General features: G+C 37.6%; 16 protein-coding genes. 8 read left to right on the forward strand and 8 right to left on the reverse strand.

Annotation, left to right across the window (positions count from 1 at the left end; genetic code table 11):
- The first annotated feature begins 17 nt into the window (after window positions 1-17).
- From A5819_RS09115 to A5819_RS09125, 3 genes are read left to right on the forward strand one after another with little or no spacing between them, the layout of a single operon-like run.
- Complete coding sequence (locus A5819_RS09115) at window positions 18-1,385, forward strand: PTS ascorbate transporter subunit IIC (RefSeq protein ID WP_086278497.1); 1,368 nt, start codon at window positions 18-20, stop codon at window positions 1,383-1,385.
- Entirely contained in the window at window positions 1,385-2,215 is an 831-nt protein-coding gene (locus A5819_RS09120) for a transketolase (RefSeq protein ID WP_086278498.1), read from the forward strand. The genes A5819_RS09115 and A5819_RS09120 overlap by 1 nt, the downstream gene beginning before the upstream one ends.
- Complete coding sequence (locus A5819_RS09125; protein WP_086278499.1) at window positions 2,215-3,138, forward strand: transketolase family protein; 924 nt, start codon at window positions 2,215-2,217, stop codon at window positions 3,136-3,138. The genes A5819_RS09120 and A5819_RS09125 overlap by 1 nt, the downstream gene beginning before the upstream one ends.
- Before the next feature lie 59 nt (window positions 3,139-3,197).
- Here A5819_RS09125 and A5819_RS09130 read toward each other — a convergent pair whose 3' ends face one another.
- Both A5819_RS09130 and A5819_RS09135 read right to left on the reverse strand, forming a co-directional pair.
- Window positions 3,198-3,401 carry a helix-turn-helix transcriptional regulator gene (locus A5819_RS09130; RefSeq protein ID WP_086278500.1) on the reverse strand — a complete coding sequence of 68 codons (204 nt, stop codon included), beginning with the start codon at window positions 3,399-3,401 and terminating at the stop codon, window positions 3,198-3,200.
- Between the two features lie 3 nt (window positions 3,402-3,404).
- The gene (locus A5819_RS09135) at window positions 3,405-3,806 is read right to left on the reverse strand and encodes a hypothetical protein (protein ID WP_086278501.1); all 402 of its coding nucleotides are present in this window, start codon (window positions 3,804-3,806) and stop codon (window positions 3,405-3,407) included.
- A gap of 115 nt (window positions 3,807-3,921) precedes the next feature.
- Between A5819_RS09135 and A5819_RS09140 the strand changes: the two genes are divergently transcribed.
- Entirely contained in the window at window positions 3,922-4,455 is a 534-nt protein-coding gene (locus A5819_RS09140; protein ID WP_086278502.1) for a DNA-3-methyladenine glycosylase I, read from the forward strand.
- 190 nt (window positions 4,456-4,645) lie between these two features.
- Here the strand turns inward: A5819_RS09140 and A5819_RS09145 are convergent, their stop codons facing one another.
- A complete protein-coding gene (locus tag A5819_RS09145) occupies window positions 4,646-4,897 on the reverse strand; it encodes a hypothetical protein (RefSeq protein WP_086278503.1) in 252 nt (83 codons plus the stop codon).
- 758 nt (window positions 4,898-5,655) lie between these two features.
- On the opposite strand from A5819_RS09145, the gene A5819_RS19255 reads away from it, so the two are divergent.
- Together A5819_RS19255 and A5819_RS09160 are read left to right on the forward strand one after the other, a co-directional pair.
- Window positions 5,656-6,021 carry a hypothetical protein gene (locus A5819_RS19255; RefSeq protein ID WP_176271399.1) on the forward strand — a complete coding sequence of 122 codons (366 nt, stop codon included), beginning with the start codon at window positions 5,656-5,658 and terminating at the stop codon, window positions 6,019-6,021.
- Window positions 5,999-6,502 (forward strand): hypothetical protein, encoded by a 504-nt coding sequence (locus A5819_RS09160; protein ID WP_086278505.1) that lies wholly within the window; start codon window positions 5,999-6,001, stop codon window positions 6,500-6,502. The genes A5819_RS19255 and A5819_RS09160 overlap by 23 nt, the downstream gene beginning before the upstream one ends.
- A 117-nt stretch (window positions 6,503-6,619) precedes the next feature.
- On the opposite strand, the gene A5819_RS09165 is transcribed toward A5819_RS09160, so the two are convergent.
- From A5819_RS09165 to A5819_RS09185, 5 genes are all read right to left on the reverse strand, one after another.
- Window positions 6,620-8,050, reverse strand: coding sequence for a 6-phospho-beta-glucosidase (locus A5819_RS09165; protein ID WP_086278506.1), 1,431 nt, complete (start codon window positions 8,048-8,050; stop codon window positions 6,620-6,622).
- A 128-nt stretch (window positions 8,051-8,178) separates the two neighbouring features.
- A complete protein-coding gene (locus tag A5819_RS09170) occupies window positions 8,179-9,510 on the reverse strand; it encodes a PTS sugar transporter subunit IIC (RefSeq protein WP_086278507.1) in 1,332 nt (443 codons plus the stop codon).
- 492 nt (window positions 9,511-10,002) lie between these two features.
- On the reverse strand, window positions 10,003-10,422 hold the full coding sequence (locus tag A5819_RS09175) for an effector binding domain-containing protein (protein WP_086278508.1): 420 nt from the start codon (window positions 10,420-10,422) through the stop codon (window positions 10,003-10,005).
- A 97-nt stretch (window positions 10,423-10,519) separates the two neighbouring features.
- Window positions 10,520-11,293 carry a MurR/RpiR family transcriptional regulator gene (locus A5819_RS09180; protein ID WP_086278509.1) on the reverse strand — a complete coding sequence of 258 codons (774 nt, stop codon included), beginning with the start codon at window positions 11,291-11,293 and terminating at the stop codon, window positions 10,520-10,522.
- Between the two features lie 117 nt (window positions 11,294-11,410).
- Window positions 11,411-12,916, reverse strand: coding sequence for an amino acid permease (locus A5819_RS09185; protein WP_086278510.1), 1,506 nt, complete (start codon window positions 12,914-12,916; stop codon window positions 11,411-11,413).
- Window positions 12,917-13,017: 101 nt separating this feature from the next.
- On the opposite strand from A5819_RS09185, the gene A5819_RS09190 reads away from it, so the two are divergent.
- Window positions 13,018-13,446, forward strand: a complete 429-nt coding sequence (locus tag A5819_RS09190) for a GAF domain-containing protein (RefSeq protein ID WP_086278511.1) — start codon at window positions 13,018-13,020, stop codon at window positions 13,444-13,446.
- A gap of 15 nt (window positions 13,447-13,461) precedes the next feature.
- Window positions 13,462-14,496 (forward strand): sensor histidine kinase, encoded by a 1,035-nt coding sequence (locus tag A5819_RS09195; RefSeq protein ID WP_254907248.1) that lies wholly within the window; start codon window positions 13,462-13,464, stop codon window positions 14,494-14,496.
- The last annotated feature ends 160 nt before the right edge of the window (window positions 14,497-14,656 follow it).

A 14,656-nucleotide genomic window follows, 5' to 3' on the forward strand; every position in this document is an offset into this window, starting at 1 on the left:
GAAGGTGGGAGAAAAAGATGAATAGCGTTTTAAATATATTGATTGATATTGCAAGTACCCCGGCAATTTTGGTGGCATTGATTGCTGTGCTTGGGTTAGGTTTACAAAAAAAATCGATTTCAGATGTTGTCCGTGGCGGAATCAAGACATTTGTAGGGTTTCTAGTCGTGACTGCTGGTGCTGGAGTGATCGAAGGGGCACTAGCGCCATTTGGCGAAATGTTCCAGCATGCGTTTAATATGCAAGGTGTAGTGCCAAACAATGAAGCAATCGTTGCCTTGGCTTTGACAAAATATGGCACTTATACAGCACTTATTATGTTAGCAGGAATGGCGTTTAATATTTTAATTGCCCGTATTACAAAATTTAAATATATCTATCTAACGGGTCACGCGACACTTTATATGGCGTGTATGATTGCCGTGATCATGAGTGTGACAAAAATGAGTGCAGTGCCGTTAGTTTTAGTTGGTGGTTTGGCGTTAGGCTTGGCTAATACGATTTTTCCAGCGATCGCTCAGCCATTTACCAAACAAATCACGAAAAATGATTCAGTGGCTTTAGGTCATACAGGAAACTTTGGGTATGCTCTGAGTGGGTTTATCGGGAAATATGTAGGGAATAAAGAAAAATCAACCGAAGATATCAATTTTCCAAAGGGCTTGTCGTTCCTACGTGATTCGACCGTTAGTATCACATTGACGATGGGCATTGTGTATACGATCGTGGCATTATTTGCTGGAAATGCGTTTATTGCTGAAAACCTTAGTAATGGGACCAATTACATTATTTATGCTTTACAACAAGCAGGGATGTTTGCAGCAGGTGTCTTTGTGATTTTAGCTGGTGTTCGTTTGATCTTAGCAGAAATTGTACCAGCTTTTAAAGGAATCTCAGAAAAATTAGTGCCGAATTCGATTCCGGCTTTAGATTGTCCAATTGTTTTTCCTTATGCGCCAAATGCTGTGTTGATCGGTTTCTTAACTAGTTTTGTTGGCGGAATCGTAAGCTTGTTTATTATGATCGCAACAGGTACGACCGTAATTATTCCAGGTGTGGTGCCGCATTTCTTCTGTGGCGCAACGGCCGGTGTTTTCGGAAATGCCACAGGCGGTGTACGTGGTGCTGTTGTGGGCTCGTTCATTCATGGGGTGATTATTAGTTTTATGCCGATTTTATTGATGCCCGTTATGGGGGATTTAGGCTTCCAAGGATCAACATTCTCCGATACAGATTATGGTGTGACAGGGATTTTTCTTGGGAAACTAGCAGATATGGGCGGTCAAATCGCGGTCGTTGCAGGTGTTGTGGCAGTGCTGGCTTTATTATTGGCATTAACTATATTTGGAAAGAAAAAAGCAACTGAAACGAAGGAGGTCGCATAATGGATACACAGAAGTTTGCGGATCAGATTCGTTATTATACGATGAAGGAATTAGACAATCTAGGCTTTGGTCATTTTGGCGGGAGCTTATCTATTGTAGAAACATTAGCGGTTTTATATGGAAAAGTCATGAATGTGTCGCCAGAAAAGAAAGATGATCCAGATCGTGATTATTTTGTTCTATCAAAAGGACATGCTGGACCTGCACTATATGCTACCTTATTTTTAAAAGGTTATTTTGATGAAGCGTTTCTTTTTAGCCTAAACCAAAATGGAACCAACCTTCCTTCACATCCTGATCGAATCAAAACACCTGGTGTAGACATGACTACAGGTTCACTCGGGCAAGGAATTTCCGCTGCAACAGGCATTGCGAAAGGTAATCAACTGCTAGGGAAAGAAAATTTTACCTTTACGATTGTTGGAGATGGAGAATTAAATGAGGGGCAATGCTGGGAAGCCTTTCAATTTGCAGCGCATCAAAAATTGGATCATTTGATCGTATTTATCGATGATAATAAAAAACAATTAGACGGCTATACAACGGATATTTGTGATCCATTTGATTTTGTCGAAAAAATGCAGGCGTTTGGTTTTAATAGTTGGCGGGTGGATGGTGGCAATGTTGATGCCATTGAAGCAGCAATCGATCAAGCGAAGGAGATAAAGGGAAAACCAGCAGCGATCGTTTTAGATACTGTAAAAGGACAAGGTGTTCCTTATTTGGAGGAGCTAGCAGATAATCACCATATACGTCCAGATGAAGCAGCCAAAACAGCAATCAAAAAAGCCATTGTAACATTGGCTGAAAAAATCGAGGTGAATCCATAATGAAGAACATAGAAATGCGGCAAGTCTATACAAAAACCATCTTAGCTTTAGCGGAAAAAGATCAGAAAGTTGTCGTTTTAGAAGCAGACCTTGCGAGTTCGATGGGAACGAGTAAATTAAAAGAGCAGTTGGGGAAAAGCTATATCAATGTGGGAATTATGGAAGCAGAAGAAATGGGGGTAGCTGCTGGTTTGGCGGTCACTGGCTTCACACCATTTATCCATACCTTTGCGCCATTTGCGACTAGACGCTCTTTCGATCAAGTGTTTCTTTCGTTAGGGTATGCCAAAAATCATGCTGTCATCGTTGGGACAGACCCAGGCGTTACAGCTGAAATGAATGGCGGAACGCATATGCCGTTTGAAGATGTTGCGTTGATGCGGGTGATTCCAGGAAATCATATTTATGAGGTGTCAGATCCGTATCAGTTTAAAGCGATTTTAGAGTATGCGCATACGGCAAAAGGGCTGTTCTACATTCGGACGATACGCAAACAAGCAACATCACTTTATAAAGGAGAAGAAGATTTTTCTAAAGGATACGTTAAACTGAAAGAAGGAACAGCTGGGACGATTTTTGCGAGTGGGATCATGGTAGAAGAAGCACTTCAGGCAGCGACTGATTTAGAGAGGCTGGGGATTTCAGTTCAAGTGATCGATTTGTTTAGAATCAAGCCGATGAATGAAGAAATCGTGATTGAAGCAGCTAAAATGGGTCCTATCGTAACCGCAGAAAATCATAATGTGATCGGTGGTTTAGGAAGTGCTGTAGCGGAAATCGTTACGGAAAATCATCCAGTAAAAATGAAACGAATCGGTGTAAAAGAGCAATTTGGTCAAGTGGGTAAATTAGAGTATTTGAAAGAAGTTTATGGTTTGAAAGCTGCTGATATTTCGAAGGCAATGGTCGGTTTATTAGAGTGAGTTTTTTGAATATGGATGATGAAATTAAGAAGTAACACTAATATAGTAGAGTTAAGATATTAGTATTTTAATTTGAAAAGCGTTTCAACGGTTACGCCAAATACACGTGCTATTTCCAGAGCTAACTCTAAGGATGGATTGTATCTATTGTTTTCTAAATGAAGGATAGTTTCCCGTCGAACACCAACTTTTTCTGCAAGTTCTTTTTGAGTCAGACCTTTTTCTTCTCTGTATTGTTTTAAAGTCGTTTCTATTTTGCCCATGAGTTATTTACCTGATAGTTCTAAGGATCTAAAAGTCGAACCATGAAGGATTAGAATTACAGCGAGTATAAATGAAATTATAGCGGGTGAGAGATTGAGACCCATTGGGATAAAATAAACCACTATTCCTCCTACGAGTAAAAATATCAAAATAAAGAAAAATGTTGTATTACTAGATTTATAAAAAATATTTAAGGCATGTTCATCAAGTTTTTCTTTATTAGTAAGGATGGTTACGACCATTATTATTAACAAGACTAGAATCATTAAACCTATTGCTAGGTTTTTTATAATTCCTGGGGTTGTTGGTGGCGTAATGAATAGAATTCCTAAGCTATAGAAAATCATTCCGCTCAAGAGTTCTATGGTATAGATTTTTCCAGTTAGATTCATTTTAGTTTTCATAAGTAGTACATCCTTTCTGGTGATAGGCAATAGAATCTTTTTGGATTATCATTAAACGATCTCATTTTATTTTTTTATGTTATGATAGAAAAAAAGTTAAATGTGGGAGAAAGAGATGAAAAAGAACCAACCATCGAAATTTGATTGGTATCATAACCAATGGGGGAAACCCACACATGATGATCGTTTACTTTTTATCTTGTTAACAGTCGGCACTTTTCAAGCTGGATTAAGTTGGAAAGCAGCAGCAGGGAAGATGGATGTATTTTTAAGGAACTTCCACAATATGGACATTCAAAAGGTGGCTGGTATGATGCCAGACGATGTGGAGAAAATCATGCAAGATCCCGAAATGATCCGCAATCCGAGAAAAATCAATGCGACGATTCAAAATGCGCAAGCGATTTTAGCTGTGCAAGAAGAATATGGCAGTTTTGCTGAGTATATGTGGGATTTTGTTGGTGGTGTGCCTCGTTTGAATGTATATGAAGAAGCATATGAGGTTTCAAATGTCACACCGTTATCTAAAAATGTAGCCAAAGATATGAAGAAACATGGTTTTACCTTTGTCGGACCCGTTGTGACGTATATGTTTATGAAAGCCAGTGGCATGATTCAAGATGAAGTGTTGAATCGGGAATTAAAATAATTATCCCATTTAAGAAATATTGATCCCCAAGCGAGAATCAATCAGCAGTGTCACAGATAAATGAAGAGTCGTTGAATCGATTAAGAAAAGTAGTACAACAGTTTTTCTAAGAACTTGAAATTTGTAGTCTTAAAAATAAAAACAACCTGTGTAGGCTATACCGCATACACAGGTTGTTTTTTTAGATACTTTACTTATTTTGCTTAACTATTTTACGCAAAGATACTTCACTCTCAGTTAATAATGCACCAAATTTTTGATAAACCACTTCAAACATTTCAGCGCAAGCCTGCATCTCTTCAGAAGTCCTTATTTTCTTCCCATCAAGAAAATGACGCATAAAATGCAATGCTTCATGCCATGATTTTAGCTCGCGCAAAGAAGCTTTTATAGCCAAAATCTCCTGATAAGCGATTGTGTTAGATTCCTGTGATTTTCCCATGTCTACATTCTCCTAGTCTAAAGTTGATTAAAAACCCAACTAGATAGACGAATAAAAAACAATCAGACCCGCGCCTCATCGTTTTCAATAGACAAAAACCACCGCAAACCTCTTGACTCAATCTAAAAGAATTTCTCACATAAGGTAGAAATTCAGGCAAAAATTGGGTACAATAAAACATGCTGGTACTTCGGTATTGGCTATCGGCAACTTGTATTGGTAGGTATTGCTGTCTTTACAGGGCCTCATGATTTTGGTTCCCGCCAGATACTTGAGGTGCCAATGGTTATTTATATGTGATGGCGCTTTGCGAACGTATCCTAGTTCGTAAAGCTTTTTTCGTTGCTATCCTATACCAATGAGTATGAAGAACTTAACATGAATGGTCAATACGAACAAGGGAGAAAACCAATTGATTTTTGATACGTATGTTAAATCGTGATGTTGCGAATATCCATAGTCCTAGCGTTGTGTCTGAAAGAGCTGATTATATGATGAAAAAGCTAGAAATAAACGAGTTGGATACGAAGACAATTTTCGTTGAAATAGTTAGATGGTGCCTAATTATCTGTGTCACAATTACATTTGAAGCAAAAAAGGATGAAACTATTCTAAATGAAATTAATCTTTACATATTATGAAATATATCATATGATGAGTTTTATGAAATGGAAAAATTCTGAAAATTCAAATTTGTTAAAGCTCAATTTGTAAAGAAGTGTATCTTAAAAAATAGATAGGTGGTGAATTATCTGGAAATGAAGTTAAACAATGTGTTCTATGCTCTTATAAGTATTTTCATCATTGGTTTTCTTTATCAGTATAGCAAGAAAAGTGAATTACCATCATTGAATAAGTTTGACTATCAAGCATTCTCAAAAAAGTATTCAAACTCAGAGCGGTTGAAAAATACAGCTGTAAATTACATGAAGCTACGTGGAGATTTATGGTCAACAACATCTACAGGAGCCTACAAGGTAGCTCATTTAGTTGGTGGACTAAGTGGTGGCAAGTTCCAACCGCCAATAGCAGATAGGGCGCATGGAGCTGGTAATTTCGCACATTATCATACTTGGAATAGGTCTGGAGGGCATTCATTTTATGGTATGGCTTCAAACAAATAGGAACAAATATTATTATTCAGAGGATATACACAGTCAGCAATATCAAGATATTACTAACTTAGCTTTAAAACAAGGGTGTACATTTTTTGAATTTTGTATTCGTCATGATATTGATTTTAAAGGAGATAACACCTATTCATATGATAAAAAAGCATATGAATTAATTAGTGATTTAGATTCATTTTTAGTTACTAAAATTGAAACAAATAGTTGGGCAACTTCAATGGTAATTGATCATGAAAAAGTAGTGGAAGTATATCGCTTTGTATTTAGTTCAGATTCACTATCCATTCTTTTAAACTATTCAAAATCAATTGGAGATTGGCAAGGTCCGAATTTGCCAGAAGATATTGCCTTTTTTCAGGGGGAAAAAATATGGCTAGGTACAGTTGGGCATGAAAAAATGTCGTGGTGGTTTTTGACAGATGAAGAATGCCAAGAAGTCAGAAATATGGGGATTGATTTATTTGGAGGAGAATAGGGAACGTTTCACTATTCTTTCTGATACTCAATAGTTTGCTTGCATAGTAAAAAAGAAAGGGGAAACTAAATTGTGTTTATGAAATTAAGCTTTCCCTTTCTTTTATATCCAAACCTCTTACAACTCTTCACCATTACTCTTAATCACTTGCTGATACCAATCAAACGACTTCTTCTTAGAACGCTGCAACGTCCCTTGTCCTTCATTATCCTTATCCACATAGATAAAACCATACCGTTTCTTCATCTCACCAGTCCCCGCGGAAACCAAATCAATAAAGCCCCAAGGCGTATAGCCAATCAACGGAATCCCATCAAACTCAACCGCTTCTTTCATCATCTCAATATGAGCTTTCAAATAATCGATGCGATATTGGTCATTGATTGTACCATCTGCTTCAACTTCATCAATGGCACCAAAGCCATTTTCCACAATAAACAACGGCAATTCATAACGCTCATTAAACCAGTTCATGGCATAACGCAAGCCTAACGGATCGATTTGCCAACCCCAGTCAGAGGCTTTTACATAAGGATTCTTGACTAAATCTTTCGACTCATCATAATCAAAAGCAGGACCTTTTTCATGATCTTTGATCGCAAAAGACATATAGTAGCTAAAGCCGATATAATCCACACAACCATGGGTTAAATCAGTCAAATCTTGTTCCGTAATATCCAATTCAAAGCCTTTACGCGCTAAATAATTTTCCATAAAACTAGGATAATGACCTCTCACATGAACATCCGTAAACCAGTATCGTTTTTGCATCGCACTGACCGACATCATCATATCTTTTGGATCACAAGAATAGGGATAAATTGGACACATGGCAATCATACAACCAATTTGAAAATCAGGATTGATTTCATGTCCGATCTTCACCGCTTGCGCACTAGCAACTAACTCATAGTGAGCCGCTTGATACATGATTTTTTCACGATCTTCCCCTTCTTGGTACTTAATACCAGAGTTGGTAAAGGGAGCAAAGTCTTCAGCATAATTCGCTTGGTTATTGATTTCATTGAAGGTCATCCAATACGTTACTTTATCTTTATAGCGTTCAAAACAAACACGGGCAAACTTCGCAAAGAAATCGATCATTTTACGATTACGCCAACCACCATATTCGGTGACTAAATGATAAGGCATTTCAAAATGAGATAAAGTAATGACAGGTTCGATTCCATATTTTAAACATTCATCGAACAAATCATCATAAAACTGCAATCCTGCTTCATTTGGTTCTGCTTCGTCACCATTGGGGAAAATCCGCGTCCAAGCAATCGATGTTCGGAAACAATTTAGCCCAAGGTCTGCGAATAATTTTACATCTTCTTTATAATGATGGTAAAAATCGATGGCTTCATGGTTGGGGTAATTTTCCCCTTGCAACACACCGTCTGTGATTCTTCTAGGAACACCGTGAGCGCCTACCGTCATCACATCAGCAACACTAACACCTTTACCACCTTGGTCCCAACCACCTTCTAATTGATGAGCAGCAACTGCGCCGCCCCAAAGGAAATTTTCTCTTAAAATTGACATGTGATCTACTCCTTACAACCTTACTATTTTTTTGACGAAATACTTAATTATCCCTGTACAGCTAGGAGGAATCATTTGAACGGAATCAGCTGTACAGGGATGTTTAAGTCAGTTTAGAACGGATTTTTTTAAGCTTCTGCTTCAATTTCTTCTAATACTTCTTCTGTAATGGGTTGATTTGTTTCTTGTGCATAATTGATTGCATCCATTTTTCTAGCAAATGGTAAGTAGATGAAGAAACCTAACGTTAAGACAAATGCTTGTAATAGCGCTGCTTGCCAACCGCCGACTAATAATCCGGAAATAATCGGAGGTGTTGTCCAAGGGACTTGAACCGCTGTAAATAATGGCACTAAACCAGTATAGAGCGCAAAGTACGTGATAACAGATGAAACAACGGGTGTTAAGATAAACGGAATCGCCATAATTGGGTTCATAACGATCGGTGTCGCAAACGTAATGGGTTCATTGATATTGAATACTGCAGGACCAATCGATAAACGACCTAATTGTTTGAACTGCGCAGATTTAGCAAAGAACACCATATAAACAACTAAGCCAAGTGTCATACCAGCACCAGTCACCGTTAAAAATTGATCTAAAAATTGTTGTGTTACGATATGACCACCATTGGCAACAGTTAATTCTTTACCAGCTTTTAAAATATCTGTATTTTCTAAAGAGTTCGCTTGTAATATCGGTCCCATGATTCCGCCAACAATCGTTGAACCGTGAACACCAAAGAACCAGAATAGGGGAACTAAGAAACCAAGGACTAAGGCGCCGCCTAATGAGTCTGTTACACCTTGAAGTGGAGATTGTAAAACATCGTAAATGAAATCGAAGAACGTTGTCTTAAAGACTTTATCAAAGAAAATATAAACAAACATTGCGCCAGTAATCAAAGCTGCAGCTGGAATTAAAGCTGTAAATGAGTTTGCAACATTTTCAGGAACTGCTTCAGGTAATTTGATACGAATATCGTGACGTAAGAACCAGCTGTAAACCCAACCGACGATCAATCCAACGATGATTGCTGTGATCATCCCTTTGCCAGCAGTCCAGTCTTTATTGATAACATTGCCGATTGTTACACCACTGTCTGAATCAGTAACACCTGGTGCCATAAATAAAATAAAGACAACGAGTGAAATCATTCCGGCAGGTAATCCTTCAAAGCCTTCTGTTTTGACATAAGAATAAGCGATCCCGATTACAGCAAAGATAGACATGATTGCAAAAGAGGCACCGTATGCTTGATTAAAGTAAACAACTAGACCACTATCCGTGATCCATTTTGCTACAGATTCGATCGGTAGGTTTGCTAATAATAGAAAAATCGAACCGACGATCGTAAAGGGCATCGTGTATAACATCCCATTTCTTAATGCTGTAATCGCTTTAGTATTAACGAATTTTAACACGGGTGGTAGAACTTTTTCATTGATCCATTCATTCATTCTAAACTTCTCCTTTGGTTAACTAAAGTAACGGAAAATAAGTGCTGTAGTAGTATTTCAATGAGGTTGGGACAGAAGCGTTTAACTCCGAGAGATAAGAAGGAATTCATGAAAATTGCCAAGAATCACAGTGAGTTTGCGAACTGATGATGATTGGTACCTACCTGGTGCTCTTCAAATTTTTATGACCAGGTAGGTACTGTGCAACATCAACTCGTTCCTTGTTGTGTTTTACAGCAATTTCAGCTTATTTCCGAAGGAGTTGCTTCTGAGCCCACCGTTTATCCGGATTCCAAGTGACTAGGATATGACTCACAGATTTATGTCCTAATCACTTTTTTAACCTAATGAATACGTTTACATATTTACTATAAGATAATTTATACGAATTTAAAATAGCTGGAAGCTGTTGAGAAACATGTACCACGTAAAAAAACATCCAGAAAAAAATGTAGAAGTAAATCAATGTTGATTTACTTCTACATCTTAGTTTTAATGTTGACTCGCAGGTAGTTTCAAAATGATTTCCCTTTGTTCAAAATCGATCAGCTGGAGATTGTTGGTGCCATTGATCTTGTATTCAGCTGATTGAGCTAGTTCACCATAACAGGCTCCAATAAAATGATCAAGATCAGCTAGGGTTTTCCAATGCCCTGTGAAGACGGCATAAGCACCACCTGATAATTCAACTGTTCGGTTCCCTTCGCTATGTTCAATAAAATATTTATAGGTACCATTACTTTCATCTGGATCATTGATAATGAGTGCTCGGATATTGTTGGGTTCGTCAGCGAAGATTTCTTGTTTTTGAGTATTTACTTCAACGAAATCCTCGGCAGTTTTGGGGATGGCAAATTTATATTGTTTTCCAGTAATAATTTCATTATTTAACTGTTCAATGGTAAATGTCATTGATCATCACTCCTTTTTAACTAAGTCGCCGTGCCTAAAAAATAGGATAGACCATTTGAAGAAACCATAGCAATTTTCCCAAAGTTTCAGCGCGTATTTATTCAACGTCTTGTTGTTGGTTGTTATTGGCTGCAAATTCTTTACTTGCTTGATGGGCTAATAGTTCGATCATTGCGATAACTGGGATTTGTGTGGTGATATTGATATAAGAATCAGCGTAAACAGACCGTTCATCTGGCATATAATAAGAAATGTTATAGTCCGCTAACCGAGCAATCGTAGAATGTTCATCATTAGTGATACTTATAATTTTGGCACCAGATCGCTTAAAATCAGTTACTTGTTTGATTACTTCTGTGGTTTCTCCTGAAACAGACAGAATGATTGCTAACGTATTTTCAAACCCTCTTTGAGGAATTGGTGTGAATGGATCACCGATACTATAAGCATTGATCCCCATGTTTGCGAAATAGCGGCTACCGTAAGTTCCTAAAATCCCACTAGTGCCAATACCTGAGAAAACAATATGGCGTGCAGATGCAATCATTGTGATCGCAGGTTTTAGTGTTTCATAATAAGTTTGTTGATTAAGACGCTTTAAAAAAGAATCGACATGGATCGTAGCATCGTAATATTGCTCGAAAGATTGCTGCTGTTGCTCATCTTCCTTTTTCAAGGCATATTTTAATTCGGAAAAACCATCAAACCCCATTTTGGAACAAAAACGTAAAATCGTTGAAGTTGAAACATGGCAATCGGCGGAAAGTTGACGAATCGTTAATTTAGGAACACTGTTCATATGTTCTAAGATATATTGGTAAACGATCATTTCTAGCTCATTCAATGATTGAACCTTTTCTAAATCAAACAAAAAAATCCCTCCTGTACAAAAGATAACTGTTTCTCCTTTTCGAGAAGAATCAGAAAGTTGCTCACTTTACATTGTACAGGAAAGGCTGTTATTTCGCTTGTTATTACTATAGTTTATTTAGATATCTGCCAATTCTTTTTTATTTTTTCGATGAAATCGCTGATAAAGTAAATAACCGATCAACGTAAACAACAAGGGGCCAATCACTAAAGTGACACTTTGCAGCCAATTTCCTTGTGAGATGGGGTGATACAGTTGAAAGCCAATCGCTAAACCAATACTGGCGATGACGCTGAGACTGATCCATGAAGCTATCCTTTTCGATTGAATCAAACCGGATGAAGACTCTTGTTCTAATTGCTTTTGCTTAAATGCTGGGTAAGCTAGGGCAACGAGTAAGTAAGGGATCGCTCGAGAAATGTTGGTCATCAATGTCAATTGATTATATAAAAAAACAACATAATGACTACCAAAACTGATGCCTAAAATAAATAAACTAATCAAAATACCTTGAATAAGCAAAGCATAAATGGGCATCTCATGTTTATTTTTTTGTTTTAAAAGTGGATGCCAATAATGTTTTGGCGTTCCTTCAACCAATGTGCGAATCGGAAGATAAAAAATAGTTGAGAGTAAACTGATATAAGAAAGCAGTAGTGTTAGTGCAGTAAAGCGAATGAAAAGTTGGGCTAGCCACTGCGCATGGTCTGGACTTAGTGCGAAAGAACGACCAACTGAATAGCCTAAGCTTTCCATTAACTCATACATCAAATTCCCTAAGTGAATGCTGCCATTTTCCTTTAAACGAGCTAAATCGGTACCACCACTCCATAAAAGGATACCTAAAAAATAACAAACGACGACTAAAATACTACTGATGATCAATAGTTTTGGAAATTTCTTTTTTTGTTTGCCGGTTTTATCTACTAGGCTTGCGATCGTATCTAATCCGCCAAACGCTGTAATAGCAAAAATCAAAAAGGCTAACTGCTCAAGCAACGTTTGACCTGAGGCAGCATTTCCTTGCCCCCCTTTAAAACTGGCGATAAGATTTGGCAAAATTGCTGTATGATCATTGATCCACAACCAGAGATTACTCCCCAAGCTGACAATGATTAGAAGTGTCATTAGAATGCCGCTTAGGTATAATACAGCAGCAATCCCTTGAAATCCTCTGCTGACAAAAAATAAAGTAATAGAAACGGCTAAAATTGATAACAAACCAATCAAGATCGGTGTTGAAAAATAAGAAGAAGTGCTTTTTTTCGTTAAATCTTGACCGAAAACTAAAATAGATGAAGGGATCCACAGTTTCATAAACAAACTGATCATCCAAATAAAATAACTGCAATACCATAAGAAAGCTGCAATAAAAGCCACCTTTTCTGAAAGGTGACCGGAAAGCCACTGATACAATCCGCCAATATGATTTTTATATACACCTGTAAATTCTGCTATAATAATAGCGTAGGGAATAAAATAGAAAAGAGCGGCACCGATAAAATACGGAAAAGCCTTGATTCCCATCAAGAAAAAAGCGGTGGTCATGCTAGAAAAAGAAAAAACAGTCATCGTAATAATCATGACTAAACGTTTGGGACTAAAAGTAGTAGTTGTTTTCATAAAAAAATCCTTCTAAAATAAGATGATGTTGGCTTAAGAATAAGAGAAGAGTCAGCAGAAAACAAGCTTTTTATTAAAAATTAGGGAATAGGAGTAGTCAAATGACGGATCAGATGCAACAAGCAATCGATCAAATCAAAGCAGACTTAAAGGTGGATTTTGTCGCATTAGCTCTTTCTACTATAAACGAACGCACTAAAATTCGTGTGATTCGTTGGAATTACGTAGCGGGAAATACCAACCAAAATTACAAAAAAATTCGTTTGCAAGTTGGCAAAGGTATCGGCGGAATCGTTTGGCGAACAGGTCGACCGTATCAAGCAACAGCTTTACAAAAACAACCAGAAAAATTAGTGGAACTGCCCATCACACGAATGGAAAAACTAGAAACGATTGCTGCTTTTCCAGTGTTGAAATCAGGTGAAGTAAAAGGTGTATTATTACTTGGTTTTAGAGAGAAAACCAGTGTTACTGAAGATTTTTTGAGTGCTGCTAAAGACAAAACAAATGAACTAGCTGTTTATTTATAGGTGAAGAAGATGGAAATGAATGGAATGGAAAGATTATTTGAAGAAGCAAAAGATAGCCTATTTTTAATCAAGGAAAATAACTGTATCAAACGAAATAAAGCAGCCGCTGAATTAGAAGCTGCTTACCCATTTCCTTTAGAAAAAATTTTGGAAATTGCTAGAGGTGAAGGCTGTATGCTTCATTCTACCATGGAAAAATGCTTAGATTGTGAGGTCAGATCGGATTGGGACCAAGCCGCATTTCCATTTGTTCTAGAAAATAAAGCAGGAGAGCAAGAACAATTCAGTGGTAGTTATACGATGATCGATCACAAAATGGCGTTATTGAGTATTCGTCGAGTAGCTGTTCAAAATCGTTTGCAACAGGTCATTCAAAATAAACGGTTGATCGAGTACGTCAACCAAGCACATGAAAACGAACGTCGAGCAATTTCCCAAGAATTGCATGATGGAATAGCCCAAAGTATTTATAGTTTGATGTTGGAAACGCGACAGTTAAAATGGTGTGAACAATTGGCGGAGTTACCATCAAAACTACAAAAAATCGATGAAGATTTTGTTGCATTGTTGGGAGAAGTGAAACAACTCGCTGTTGATTTGCGGCCAGCAGCGTTGGATGATCTAGGCTTGATTCCAGCAATCGAGGCCTTATTACATCGCTTAACAGAAGCAACAGGTGTAGAGATTCATTTTATTGCGATGATTGAAAATAAACGATTTGTAGAAAGCATAGAAGTCATTACGTATCGTGTATTACAAGAAAGTGTCATGAATAGTGTGAAACATGCTGATGTGAATGAATTGTGGGTAACGTTAAGTGAACAAGAAAATCACTTAGTACTAACTGTTCGGGATCATGGTAAAGGATTTGATCTTCAAAAAGTAAATGGACATAGCCATGGATTGGGGCTTTTACATATGCAAGAACGAGCTGAATCAATCGGTGGTCATTTAGGGATTCAATCAGAAGAAATGGAAGGAACTACGGTGACGTTGCATTTGCCAATGTCTTATCTAGCTAAGCGGGCTAGCTCTTCGGAAAAAAGATAAAATCCGCCTGTGGCAAAAAGCGTCACAAACATATTTTCCTATTTTTCTGTCAGAGCTGGATGAGCTCGCTACGCTTTAATTGTTATCTAGCTACGCGGGCTAGCCTTTCTGGAAAAAGCTGAAAATGGAGTGAGACAAAAAGCGTTTCAATGTCAATTTC

Origin of the sequence: Enterococcus sp. 7E2_DIV0204 (assembly GCF_002140855.1) — a bacterium.
GTDB classification, from domain to species: domain Bacteria; phylum Bacillota; class Bacilli; order Lactobacillales; family Enterococcaceae; genus Enterococcus_L; species Enterococcus_L lemimoniae.

Excerpts from the sequence above, each read along its gene's own strand:
- A5819_RS09115 (WP_086278497.1), top strand. The coding sequence starts at position 18 with ATGAATAGCGTTTTAAATATATTGATTGATATTGCAAGTACCCCGGCA.
- A5819_RS09120 (WP_086278498.1), top strand. The coding sequence starts at position 1,385 with ATGGATACACAGAAGTTTGCGGATCAGATTCGTTATTATACGATGAAG.
- A5819_RS09125 (WP_086278499.1), top strand. The coding sequence starts at position 2,215 with ATGAAGAACATAGAAATGCGGCAAGTCTATACAAAAACCATCTTAGCT.
- A5819_RS09130 (WP_086278500.1), bottom strand. The coding sequence starts at position 3,401 with ATGGGCAAAATAGAAACGACTTTAAAACAATACAGAGAAGAAAAAGGT.
- A5819_RS09135 (WP_086278501.1), bottom strand. The coding sequence starts at position 3,806 with ATGAAAACTAAAATGAATCTAACTGGAAAAATCTATACCATAGAACTC.
- A5819_RS09140 (WP_086278502.1), top strand. The coding sequence starts at position 3,922 with ATGAAAAAGAACCAACCATCGAAATTTGATTGGTATCATAACCAATGG.
- A5819_RS09145 (WP_086278503.1), bottom strand. The coding sequence starts at position 4,897 with ATGGGAAAATCACAGGAATCTAACACAATCGCTTATCAGGAGATTTTG.
- A5819_RS19255 (WP_176271399.1), top strand. The coding sequence starts at position 5,656 with ATGAAGTTAAACAATGTGTTCTATGCTCTTATAAGTATTTTCATCATT.
- A5819_RS09160 (WP_086278505.1), top strand. The coding sequence starts at position 5,999 with ATGGTATGGCTTCAAACAAATAGGAACAAATATTATTATTCAGAGGAT.
- A5819_RS09165 (WP_086278506.1), bottom strand. The coding sequence starts at position 8,050 with ATGTCAATTTTAAGAGAAAATTTCCTTTGGGGCGGCGCAGTTGCTGCT.
- A5819_RS09170 (WP_086278507.1), bottom strand. The coding sequence starts at position 9,510 with ATGAATGAATGGATCAATGAAAAAGTTCTACCACCCGTGTTAAAATTC.
- A5819_RS09175 (WP_086278508.1), bottom strand. The coding sequence starts at position 10,422 with ATGACATTTACCATTGAACAGTTAAATAATGAAATTATTACTGGAAAA.
- A5819_RS09185 (WP_086278510.1), bottom strand. The coding sequence starts at position 12,916 with ATGAAAACAACTACTACTTTTAGTCCCAAACGTTTAGTCATGATTATT.
- A5819_RS09190 (WP_086278511.1), top strand. The coding sequence starts at position 13,018 with ATGACGGATCAGATGCAACAAGCAATCGATCAAATCAAAGCAGACTTA.
- A5819_RS09195 (WP_254907248.1), top strand. The coding sequence starts at position 13,462 with ATGAATGGAATGGAAAGATTATTTGAAGAAGCAAAAGATAGCCTATTT.